Here is an 11,857-nt window from a genome sequence, read left to right on the forward strand (position 1 = left end):
ATGAGAGATTTAGTTGTAAAAGACAATGCCTTAATCAACGCAAGCTATAACTTAGACTTAGTAGAACAACGTTTAATTTTATTGGCTATTGTTGAAGCAAGGGAAAGTGGGAAAGGGATTAATGCAAATGATCCATTAGAAGTTCATGCAGATAGTTATATCAATCAATTTGGTGTACACCGTAATACAGCTTATCAAGCCTTAAAAGATGCTTGTAAGGATTTATTCGCGCGTCAATTTAGCTATCAAGAGAAAAAAGCTAATGGGAATATCCGAAATGTTATGAGTCGTTGGGTATCTCAAATTGCTTATAACGACAATGAAGCAACTGTAGACTTAATATTTGCACCTGCTGTTGTTCCCTTCATAACCCGACTGGAAGAACAATTTACTAAATATGAATTACAGCAAGTTAGTAGTCTTAGTAGCGCTTATGCCATTCGCTTATATGAGCTTCTAATTCAGTGGCGAAGCACTGGTAAAACCCCAACCATAGAACTACAAGAATTTAGAAAGAAGTTAGGCGTTCTTGATAATGAATATTTACGGATGGCTCATTTAAAAGAGCGTGTTTTAGAGCTTTCAATTAAACAAATAAATGAGCATACGGATATAACTGTAAAATATGAACAGCATAAAAAAGGTCGATCAATTTCAGGTTTTTCTTTTACGTTTAAACAGAAGAAAAAGGATAATCCATCAATAGAAAGAGATCCGAATACCTTAGACCTTTTTTCAAAGATGACCGATGCTCAACGGCATATTTTTGCAAACAAACTTTCAGAACTCCCTGAAATGGGTCGCTATTCACAAGGAACTGAAAGCTATCCTCAATTTGCTGTTCGTATTGCTGAGATGCTACAAGACTCTGAAAAAATCAAAGAACTAGCCCCATACCTAAAAAAAGTGGGATACATGCCATCAAATAAAAAGGACATAGTAAATGGCTAAGTTATCGCTAAGTGAAGTATCTAAAAAATTTCATATTGATAGGTCAACCATTTACAGAGCTGTACGTAATGGGCGTTTATCACGCTCTAGTGATGGTCAATTTGACCTTTCGGAAGTGATTAGATGCTTTGGGGAGCCTGAGCAAACATCTCAACAAATTGAATCTTCTACATCAGATAGCGATGAATCTACAAAAAAACTCATTATTCATTTAGAAAATGAAGTTAAAAAATACCAAGAACGTGAAGAGCGTTTAATGCAGCAAATCGACCGTATGCAGACGCTTATTGAGTTAAAAACTGTTGCACCCGCCACGGCAGCGCCACAACAAGATGCTACGGCATGCGACACCGATATGCCACAGCATGCGACAACACAACAAGACAATGATAATAAAAAGAATAATGAATTAAATATTGTAGAAAACGTGGCAGTGCCACAGCAAGAAACTACGGCATACCACACCCAAACGCTACAGCATGCCACGTTGCAAAATGTGGCAGTGCCACAACACAAAAAACGTGGATTATTTGGCCGTGTGCTAAATGCTGTTTTTGATCATGACTGAGCAATCTAGGGAGAGAAATCATTCCGAAACTGAAAGACATTGCCCTGGGAATTATTGTGGCCCCGCTGCTGATCCCGATCATGCTGATTGCATCGTACCAAGATAAAAAGGCACTCAAAAAAGAGTTGGATGAACGCCAAAAAGAAAAAGACCAGGCATCCTGATTATTCAATTGAGCTAATCAAAAGTGTGGAACATTGCTCACTTATTAAGCGTGGAACGTGAAAAGTCATAAAAAAAGCCCAAACAGTGATGTTTGGGCTATAAACTTTGAAATAAGTATTTGAATTTCAAAATAAATTATAACACATTTCGTATAAGGTGTATTATGTTAATTTTAGAAAATCTAAAATAATTATTGATAATTTTTTTTTGAAAATTTAACATACCTTCCGATTGGTATTTTAGGTATGATTACTTATGAACAGTGTGTTACTCGCTTATGTATTACTTGGATTTGCAATAGTTTCCGAAGTGATTGGAAGTAGTTTTTTAGTTAAATCGGAAGGGTTTACAAAACTTTTTCCAAGCGTGATGGTCTTTATTTTTTTTAGCACGGCATTTTATTTATTATCACAAGTTATTAAAACAATCCCTTTAGGTATCGCATACGCTATATGGGCTGGTGTTGGGATTGTTCTAACTGCTGTAGTTGGCTACTTTGTTTTTAAACAGACACTAGATAATCCTGCTTTAATTGGAATTGGTTTTATCGTATCTGGCGTAATAATTATTAATTTATTTTCGCAATCAGCAGGTCATTAAGTGAAAGAAATTCGGCAACAAAAGAAGCAACCAGAGGTTATTCGAAAGCGCATCCTTGAACAGGCAACTATTCTTGTTTCTCAAAAGGGTATTTCTGGTGTTTCTATTCAAAATATTGCTACAGCAGTAGGTATAACAAAAGGGGGGGTATTTCACCATTTCCCGAATAAAAAAAATTTGATAGAAGAAATGTTCAATCAAATAATTCTTGATTTAGATCAAACAGTTGAATACTTGATTAAACGCGATCCAACAGAATATGGTAAATTCACACGAGCTTATATTCATAGTTCTTTTATCCATCAAATAGATGGGGTGGTTTCTGCTTGGTCAGCGTTATCAATGACTATGATCACAGAGCCTACCTTTAATAAAATTTGGATGGAATGGCTAAAAAATAGATTATCTCAACATGCAGAAACGGATAGTCATCCTGATTTAGAGTTACTTCGTTTAGCAGCAGATGGGTTGTGGCTACAAAGTATTACCGGAGTCATTGATGATGAGCAATGTTCAAAATTAGAAGACGATCTGCTTAATCGAACCTATTTAACATAAAATCTCTTATTCGAAATTTGAACTGTAAGCCCCAGATAGAAAAATCCAGTGCATAGAACGGCACTGTTGCAAATAGGCTGACATGATAAGCTAAATATCTTATTTATTTCGAGATACAGCAGATGAATCCCTTCCACGGTCGGCACTTTCAAGGTGAAATCATTCTTTGGGCTGTTCGTTGGTATTGTAAATATGGCATCAGCTATCGTGAACTTCAGGAAATGCTGGCCGAACGTGGAGTGAATGTTGATCACACCACAATTTATCGCTGGGTTCAGCGTTATGCTCCAGAAATGGAAAAACGTTTACGTTGGTATTGGCGTAATCCTACAGATCGACATTTATGGCATCTGGATGAAACTTACGTAAAAGTGAATGGCAAATGGGCATATCTATACCGTGCAGTTGACCAACGTGGCCATACTCTTGATTTCTATCTTTCTGCTAGACGAAATACCCATTCAGCTTATTGTTTTCTTGGAAAAATTTTAAATAATGTGAAGAAGTGGCAAATTCCACAAGTGATCAACACGGATAAAGCACCCACATATGGACGTGCTTTATCACGGTTAAAACGGGAAGGTAAATGTCCACCAGACCTTGAGCACAGGCAGATTAAGTATAAAAATAACGTGATTGAATGTGATCATGGCAAGCTAAAGCGGATCATCAGGGCCACATTAGGATTCAAATCTATGAAGACGGCTTATGCCACAATTAAAGGTATTGAAGTCATGCGTGCACTACGTAAAGGACAAGCATCGTCATTTTATTATGGTCAGCCTCAGGGTGAAGTGTGTCTAATCAACAGGGTTTTCGGTCTCTAAGTACTTTTTAAAGGGAACATCATCGACTCAAATCTCTATTTGCAACAGTGCCCCATGAAGTGCCTGCCTGCGTCTGTTAGCCGAACGCCCCGCGCATGGCGCTCAAATAGCAGGACACCAAGGTTATCCTCCAGCGCTTTCACACGCGCGCTGACGCTCGACTAGCTGATACCAAGTGCCTTGGCCGCATGCCGAAAATTCAGATGCTCGGCGACGGCGATGAACTGAACAAGGGAAATGAGCGGTATCCTGCCAGACAGGATACCGACATTCACGAGGTTTCGATGGTTAGTGCGCCGCATCGGAGCGGGCCTGCTACCAGTCGTCGGTTAGACGACTGGCGACTTCTCGGTGGCAGCCCCACGGAGCCGAAGGAGCACCAGCCCCAACGAAACCAGTACCGCCATCGCCGTGGCGTAACAGATCACGGGCCACGCTGTGTCACCGTTTAAAAGTGCCACCGCCAATGTCCCGACAATGCTGACTATCAGGCTTTGAACGCAGAAGTAGAACGCGACCGCTGATCCCGCGATGTCGTCGAACTCTGCCAAAGCGCCGTTCGCGGTAACGGACACCGTGAAGACAATACCGACCGCGACAACCCACATCGGTAGGATGAAGGTGAGGAATGACGGCGAGCCGTAAAGTTCGCCGATCCCCAACAGGACCGCTCCGCAAACAAGCAACGCCATCCCACGCGCCACGCATCCTGCGATGCCCCATCTGGCGACAAAGGACTTCGCGAAACGGGTTGTCACGATCATTACAAGCGCGACAGTGGCGAAGGCAAAGCTGAATCCGATCTCGGAATATTCCGCTTGGCCTATGAGCACACGGGGAGCCGTCGAGAAGAAGACGAAGTAGGTGCCCATACCGGCGCTAAAGCCGACAGTGTAAACCCAAAAAGCCGGACTCGCGAAGATCGGCAAGACAGATCGGCGCGTCTTGACTTGATCCAGAGGGCGGGTTTCGTGCCACCTGAAACCCGCATTTAGGAGTGCGAGCATCGCCAGTATAGCCAAAGTAATGAATATCGCCTGCCATCCCAAGAACTCGCCGATCAATACTCCGGCGATAGGGCCGAGCGCAGGCACGAACGCCAGCATCGAACTGAAAAGGCCGTAGATGACGACACCCTCAGGACGGTTGGCATAAACGTCGCGAACCGTCGCGAACGTCGCCACCAGCATGGCCGACGCGCCCACTGCTTGAAGTAGACGGAAAGCGACAAAGGCCGGTGCAGTTGAAGACCAAGCTGCTCCCAGAGACGCAATGACGAAAGCCGTTGCGCCCGCAAGTAGAATTGGCCGTCGCCCGATTCTGTCTGAGAGCGGACCAAAAATCACCTGGCCCACGCCGAGCATCACCATATAGAGGCTCAACGTGAGTTGGATCATAGCGGGCGTCGTGTTCAGGATGCCGGGCATCGCTGGAACGACAGGGAGATAAATATCCATCGCCAGTGAAGCGAGGATGTCGAAAGGAGCCATCAGCAGCAGTGCTGCCGGCAGCGTATAGGCCCACGCGGGGCGTGTGGTGGTCATGACGAATCAACCCTCGATTAAGGAATACCGGGCGACGTCTGCTCGTCAGCAATCAGATGAGACTAGCCTTACAGAGCGCCGCAACAACAATACTGGTTGTTGCGGCTTACTTGTCTGCTGACTTGGAATTTCCCATCTGATTACTCCACGCTTACGAATATGAATTGCTACATTTTATCCGATTATCTTTTGCTTCGCAATGCGGCATGGGCGCACTCAGCGTTCCAGCCCCCTCTGCCGCCCTAAATGCTTGCTCCAATGCATCGAGCACCATATCTGTATTCATCCGTGTCGATACTTTCCATCCAACAATTGCTCGTGAGAACACATCAATAATAAATGCAGTATAAACCCAGCCTGAATTTGTTTGAATATACGTAAAGTCACTCACCCACAGTTGGTCAGGATGATCAGCAGTAAAATTACGTTTTACCAAGTCATCCGCTCGTTTTTGATCATCTCGGCTACGGGTGGTTTGTTTGTTCTTACCACGCCAAACACCTTTTATACCTAGCTTTTGCATTAATCGAGCAACAGTACAGCGCGCAATAATATAGCCTTCACGTTTCAGTTTTTGCCAGACTTTACGTACACCATACCGACCTGAACTTTCCTTCCAAATTCGTTTAATCTCCTCAGCATGATGCAAGTCATGTAAATCTCGCTTTGCTCGATGTTCTGGATTTTCACAGAGATCTAGAGTCCGGTAATAGGTTGAAGGTGCGATCGGTAAAATTCTACAAATCGCCTCGACTCCGTACAGCTCTTTATTATTATGGATAAAATCCACCATTATTTGTGTGGGCGGTCGAGCTCCGCCTGGGCGAAAAAAGCGGCTGCTTTACGTAGAATTTCATTGGCGCGTTGCAGTTCTTTATTTTCGCGTTCGAGTTGTTTGATACGTTCTTGGTCTGAAAGCTGCTGTACTTTAACTGGATTTTGTTTATCTAAATATTTTTGATACCAAACACGTAGTGTTTCAGGAGTACAACCCTTGCGCAGTATACTGCTCAGGGAGCAATAGCGGTGATCGCAGCCCAATTCGATGGATAATCTTTCTCGGATTCAATCAATAATTGAACCGCTCTTTCTCTGATTTCAGGGGTATATTTTACTTTTTTCATCGGGACATTCTCTCAGAAAGCTTGGTCTCCGACAAACCCGGTACGGTTCAAAAATCTTCCATTGATTTATTTATATCTGTTAAACCAGTCGCATTATGAAATGTAATATAAGTAGAAATTTCAGTATAAATGGTCATGATCTTTTCTAAATTTGAATATCTAAGCGTCTTCATTAATCAACCTTATTGATTATTAGTTTCTTCTTTTAAAGCTCTTTGTACTGTTGCTATCCCTACTTTAAACTTTTCTGCAACACCTCTAAATGTTGAATTTTCTTCAGCCATTGCTTTTCGTATTTCAACATAGTCAACCTTCCGCTTTCTTCCCTTATATAAGCCCTTCGCTTTGGCTTTTGCAATTCCTTCCTTTTGACGCTCACGGATCATGGAGCGTTCAAACTCTGCAAATGCAGCAAGCATCTGAAACATGAGTTTATTTATTGCCGATTGTGCTACATCATGACTGAAGGTCAAATTCTCTTTATGAAAAATAATGGTTATACCACGATCATTCAGACTATTCACAATTTCGTTCAGATCATTTGTATTACGTGCCAGACGATCAATACTATGAACATGCACCGTATCACCTTCACGCAGATAGTCGAGCATTGCATTTAACTGAGGACGTTCACGGCTACCACCGCTTGCCTTTTCAGTAAAGGTCTTATCCAGGCTGATTCCATCTAATTGACGTTCAGTATTTTGTTCAGTTGAACTGACTCGAATATATCCGACCTGATTAGGCATTCTGTACCGTTAGAGTTTAGATAATTAAATACATATTGTACCGAAATTAAATATTAAGTCTATAAATACGGTTTTTGAGTTGCTTTTTAAGACTTTATTTTGTTCCGTTAGGCTATACTCTAAATTTACAGAACATCTCTTATTCGAAATTCGATCGAATGGGAGTAAAAGCCTGCCTCAATTCGAATTAATTTTACGTTTTTTAATTTTAAAAGTTCGTCGCCCAGCAAGTCGGTAAGCAAGGTCAGGATTCCGGCCGTCCAAGTGTTTAACCAAAATTGGCACACCATTCGGTGTTTTACTCATTAAATTATCATTTTCTACATACAGCACTGTTCCTCTTTGCGCTGCGGCAATAAAGCGGTCTCGAAGTACATTTGCAGCTTTGGCAGCAATACCTGATTCATTGTCATCTTCATCAATTAGATCTACTGTTGACATAGTGCCGTACTCCCAATTAGCTGATATATGAATCATATTACAAGTCGGGTAGACAGGATAAAGAACTAGAGACCTTTCTACATATAATGCTCTGATCGACACACACAATAGCTTCTTTCCACATCAAGGTAGGTATTATGTGTGATCTGAATTTTATATTTAATTTCAATAACTTATAAATATTAATGTTTGAGTTTTATTTTTGCCACATAAACAAAATAATATTTAAAATCAAATGCTTATATTTTATAAAAAATTTAAAGCTTAGCATCACACATGATAGCTACCTAAATTAGCTCCATTAGGTAGCTATCATGTGTGTCGATATTAAAAATTATGTTTAATTTCAATGTATTAATAGAATTCAACTCTTTATAATTTTGATATTTTTTTTACAAAGCACGGGATCATCTAACAGAAATTTTTTCCCTTTTTTAATCCTGGATATTTAGAATCGGTAGAAATTTCTTCACTTAAAAATTTAACTGCCTAGAGAGCAAAATGAATCCTATAACTTTTCAGAAACTGGAAAAAATGAATAAGCACTGCAAGGCTTGTGTTAAAGCCTATGCACTTTTGACTTTGTTGAGTCTGGTGACTTTTTTCATCTATTTTTTTAATCGTTTCACATTAGAAATTCTCGTTACGGACACGACTGCTCTATTTCCGGTTATCAAAATGGAAGCGTTGGCACTTGGGATAATGCACATTGTTTACTGCTTCTTTTTTAAATATGTCGATAAAAAACTTCAAATATTCGGCTTAGATTCAAATAATCTGAATGAATACATCCAGCGGAATCAGGCATTTTTCCAAAAATATTAAGGTATGGCTTCTCCAGTGGAACTCATGTCTTGTAATACATCAAAGACAAGTCTCTCAATGCCTGAGCGTGCTTTATCACGGTCTGGATCTAGCCAGGATAGCGACGGGAATTCGGCACAGAGTCCAATAAATTCCCCGTCTTGGGCGGACCATGTCACACTAAATAAATAACGAGCTTCGGTCTTAAAATCGAAAAAAGCTTTCATATATTTTGCCGCGTGTTTAGCCTCAGCTCTCAAATCGTCAATTTCTTGGCGGCTGAGATAATAATCATCAGGATATTTCTGCATGAGTTATCACCATTGTTAATTGAGATTGATTTAAAAAACATCCTATACCTCGGTTTTATTGGACTTCGCCTTCCATTTTTCGTATTTTTTGTTGAGATCTTCCGTTAATACACTCCTAAAATGAGCTTCTGCTTCTTGATATGATGAATTATTTACAATCGAACTTTTCAGTTTTTTCATATATGAAAGTTTTAAAGTCCGGGCACCATGATCAAACCAGGGCTGATTATATTTATCCTTGAATAAGCGTTTTTCTAGGTGATACAAATTTCCGATCTGCTGACGTACCCCACGGTAGCCTAAATAGCCCTCCAAGGCCCGGAAATGGCGTTCAAAATAGGCTTTCTTCTCATCCAGACTGGCATTTTTTTCAATCAGGCTCTGAAACCGCAAAACGACCCTTTTCCCTTGTTCTAGTTGTTCCTTATAGGCTTTATCAGTCAAACGCCAGGTCCAATCTGTGACATGTTTTTCATTGGTCCAATTCTTGGCTTGAAGCTCTTTAATGCTTTTCTTCGGCTTGGTCAGACGTACCAGTTCATATCTACCACAGCTGATTGGATTAACCTCACCAATGTAACTAAAAGACTCTGAACTTGGACAGATCTCAAAGATTTTACGGTTAATCTTCAATAAATCTTGTTTGTCTGTTTTGCTCAAAACTTTTTGAGTTTTTTCATCCAATAAGAAAGCATCACTGGTTCGACAAAACAGGTAAGCCTCTACTTGCACCAAAAAAGCAGGTTCATTTTTATCAAATTTTTCCCAGCATTCACTCTCACTCAGTCCTGGTAAATAACTATAAGTGAAATGAACCAGCAAGCTAAAAACTGGCTCACTGTTCAATCTTCTTCGATAGGTTTGTTGGGCTGTTTCCAGTAAATGATAACGCTCAATCCATTTTGAAATCATACGGCTTGCTTCATCAGTATTCATATTCAATATGAATTTCTTAGCAACAAGATCATATTCGTTCGTCATCATTCCCATGACATGTTTTGTAAAATCTTTAGGAACATAGCTGTAATAAATCATTTTTTTATTACTCTTAAAGTGATTTTAATAAAGTGATTCTATAAGAGATTTATAAAAGATATTTATTAAAAATTCTATAAGAAATTCTTAAAGTCTCAAAAATGCAATTTTTGAGACTTTAAGCATGATTGCGAATCACCTTCGGAGATTCTATAAATAGCAGTTCCCCAAAATGGGCTTGACGACCGCAACTTGATCAAATATAAAACTTTTAGGGTCTTTGATTTTTTGCGTGGACTGCCAATCCATGAGCCAATTCTTTTCTGTTTGGTTCCTGGGTTGCCTACCCATGAATCAGACACACTCCCCCTTCTTGAGGATTGCCAGTCTTTGAGAAGCTTTAGTGGTGAAGCTGCGTGCGTGAGGAAACTCTAGCTGGCGCGGCTACACTAGGGGCTGGCGGGTGTGACTCCCGCTTTCTACCTGTTCACTCATTTTGATGAATGAACACCCTCCACTCCCAAGGTGGAGGTCAGTTGGGCGACAAGGACACGGGATCACGGTGACGTGGCGGTGGGAGTAACTTCCCTCCTAGGCTGAAAGGGCCAAAACCCTGTATTAAAACAGACAGTCAGAGGACTCACGGAATGAGTAACCTCGTGAATAGCTGATAACCAGACGCTTCAAGTCAAAAACAAAAATAAAGACAAGGGCGTAGGTTATACCCACAGGTGGGCTTTTGAGGGCATCGTGAGGTGTCAGGGTTGCAAGGCGAAAGCTGGCGCAATCGGTACTCGATTTTAGGTAGAACAGTGAATTTGTCGGAAGACATTCTGTTTTGCTGTCGAGATCAATGGATAGCTCAAGCCTGTAAGGTCGTCAACATGGTGCTTTTTAGGCTGTGTATGTCGATATGGGTAAGGCGTGAACGTGGATGATTATTAACTACATATTGCATTGTATAAACCTGATACGACTTGGAACTGCGATCGGGGGAGATAGGAATGTAGGTGTTGTATGTAGGAGATCGGCACGGGTTCTGCCAGTTTTCAGGCAACTGAAAACAACTGTTTTAATACTAACTTGGGAAGCAGTTTTGTTTAATGACGAAGCCGTATTGCTTAAAGATTTCTCTTTAATTTGAAGAGGTCTTTATTCAATCGGAGGCAACTTCCGAAAACAGAACTGTGGGAGAGTGACTTAGTAGGGCTTTGCTGTAATGGCAAAGGAAGCATTTCAATTCGAGTGAAAGGCGAGCGTTGAAATGAGTAACGAAAGGACACGCCATTAAGTTGGAGTGTGTAAGAGAATTGGAAGAATGTGGTTTGAGGATGAAGTTTGGCAACTTCATAGACTTGGCGGTCTAAACCCTCCAGCCACATTTGTAAAAATCGACCTAGAAGATCAGATTCGAGTGGCATCGGATCCAGAAATTCCAAGAACCTTGAGAAAACAAGTCAAATCAAAGTCTTTGATCCGACTTTTTAAAAACGGTTAGTGGGGACCTCACTTAAAAAATCCTGACGCAGCCGATTCTGCTGAACGAAATTAAAAATCTGTGTGTCCCTCATCACACATAAATAACTGAGATCAAAGTCCTGAGTACGACTATAAACTGCTTTCCATTTTGCGCTGATTTGCGTTTTAAGCCATTTTCTCTATTTGATATAGGTAATCTTGATAATCAGTGAAAAAACGCGTCTACCCCCTATTTTTTGCCTCTAATCGTTATATCAGAGCGAGTGTCTACGAGCGAACATCAAAAAGTCGTGCCTAGACTCCCTGAAAAACAGCTTTTTAGGCTGTGAAGTCAAAAAAGGCGTAAATCATATGTAGAAAATTGAGCCTAGACCGAGCGAAGCGAGCAAAAAAGTACTATGAGCGAAGCGAATTCCGAGTTGCTTTTGCTTTTTCTAAAACTCACGAAAATATTAACCAAAAAATTGCCCCTCGAATCGAGCGAAAGCGAGATTCAATAGAGTTTGAGCGAAGCGAAAACCAAGGGCAATTTTTCATTCCCTTGGCTTTTAATTATTTTAAAGTTTTTAAATGCTTTTAAATGGCTTGAAAGCCTTATGAATAAAGGGTTTTAGCTCTTATATGTCCACGTTTACCTTGCAATATGTCCACGTTTACCTTGCAATATGTCCACGTTTACCTTGCAATATGTCCACGTTTACCTTGCATTAGTACACAAATAATATTAACGTGTACTTATACACAATAAAAAAATAGTGGCT

10 protein-coding genes, 3 pseudogenes and 1 other annotated feature are annotated in these 11,857 nt (G+C 40.7%); of the genes and pseudogenes, 6 read left to right on the forward strand and 7 right to left on the reverse strand.

The window, feature by feature from the left end:
• Positions 1-25 precede the first annotated feature (25 nt).
• The 5 genes and pseudogenes from repM to G0028_RS20795 all read left to right on the forward strand — a co-directional run.
• Positions 26-951 (forward strand): annotated as a pseudogene (gene repM, locus G0028_RS20775) (replication initiation protein RepM); the annotation flags it as partial.
• Entirely contained in the window at positions 944-1,519 is a 576-nt protein-coding gene (locus G0028_RS20780; RefSeq protein ID WP_163172875.1) for a plasmid replication DNA-binding protein, read from the forward strand. The pseudogene repM and the gene G0028_RS20780, both read left to right, overlap by 8 nt.
• Positions 1,520-1,939: 420 nt before the next feature.
• Entirely contained in the window at positions 1,940-2,284 is a 345-nt protein-coding gene (locus tag G0028_RS20785; RefSeq protein WP_005146112.1) for an SMR family transporter, read from the forward strand.
• Entirely contained in the window at positions 2,285-2,842 is a 558-nt protein-coding gene (locus G0028_RS20790) for a TetR/AcrR family transcriptional regulator (protein WP_005146114.1), read from the forward strand.
• A gap of 122 nt (positions 2,843-2,964) precedes the next feature.
• Positions 2,965-3,669 carry an IS6 family transposase gene (locus G0028_RS20795; RefSeq protein WP_005028420.1) on the forward strand — a complete coding sequence of 235 codons (705 nt, stop codon included), beginning with the start codon at positions 2,965-2,967 and terminating at the stop codon, positions 3,667-3,669.
• Positions 3,670-3,722: 53 nt separating this feature from the next.
• Here G0028_RS20795 and G0028_RS20800 read toward each other — a convergent pair.
• From G0028_RS20800 to G0028_RS20820, 5 genes and pseudogenes are all read right to left on the reverse strand, one after another.
• Positions 3,723-3,971: pseudogene (locus G0028_RS20800) on the reverse strand (helix-turn-helix domain-containing protein); the annotation flags it as partial.
• 27 nt (positions 3,972-3,998) lie between these two features.
• Entirely contained in the window at positions 3,999-5,213 is a 1,215-nt protein-coding gene (gene floR, locus G0028_RS20805) for a chloramphenicol/florfenicol efflux MFS transporter FloR (protein ID WP_000214122.1), read from the reverse strand.
• Positions 5,214-5,364: 151 nt separating this feature from the next.
• A pseudogene (locus G0028_RS20810) lies at positions 5,365-6,337 on the reverse strand (IS3 family transposase).
• Positions 5,932-6,048: a sequence feature (AL1L pseudoknot), on the reverse strand. (Overlaps the previous pseudogene by 117 nt.)
• Before the next feature lie 182 nt (positions 6,338-6,519).
• Positions 6,520-7,086 carry a recombinase family protein gene (locus G0028_RS20815; protein WP_006581699.1) on the reverse strand — a complete coding sequence of 189 codons (567 nt, stop codon included), beginning with the start codon at positions 7,084-7,086 and terminating at the stop codon, positions 6,520-6,522.
• 177 nt (positions 7,087-7,263) lie between these two features.
• On the reverse strand, positions 7,264-7,527 hold the full coding sequence (locus G0028_RS20820; protein WP_127801456.1) for a hypothetical protein: 264 nt from the start codon (positions 7,525-7,527) through the stop codon (positions 7,264-7,266).
• Between the two features lie 501 nt (positions 7,528-8,028).
• Between G0028_RS20820 and G0028_RS20825 the strand changes: the two genes are divergently transcribed.
• Complete coding sequence (locus G0028_RS20825) at positions 8,029-8,352, forward strand: hypothetical protein (RefSeq protein WP_104442387.1); 324 nt, start codon at positions 8,029-8,031, stop codon at positions 8,350-8,352.
• Here G0028_RS20825 and G0028_RS20830 read toward each other — a convergent pair.
• Positions 8,349-8,558 carry a hypothetical protein gene (locus G0028_RS20830; protein ID WP_005404800.1) on the reverse strand — a complete coding sequence of 70 codons (210 nt, stop codon included), beginning with the start codon at positions 8,556-8,558 and terminating at the stop codon, positions 8,349-8,351. The genes G0028_RS20825 and G0028_RS20830 overlap by 4 nt on opposite strands.
• A gap of 126 nt (positions 8,559-8,684) precedes the next feature.
• On the reverse strand, positions 8,685-9,677 hold the full coding sequence (locus G0028_RS20835) for a hypothetical protein (RefSeq protein ID WP_227554861.1): 993 nt from the start codon (positions 9,675-9,677) through the stop codon (positions 8,685-8,687).
• Positions 9,678-11,857 lie beyond the last annotated feature (2,180 nt).

It is taken from the genome of Acinetobacter piscicola (assembly GCF_015218165.1).
In the GTDB taxonomy this organism is placed as follows: Bacteria; Pseudomonadota; Gammaproteobacteria; order Pseudomonadales; family Moraxellaceae; genus Acinetobacter; species Acinetobacter piscicola_A.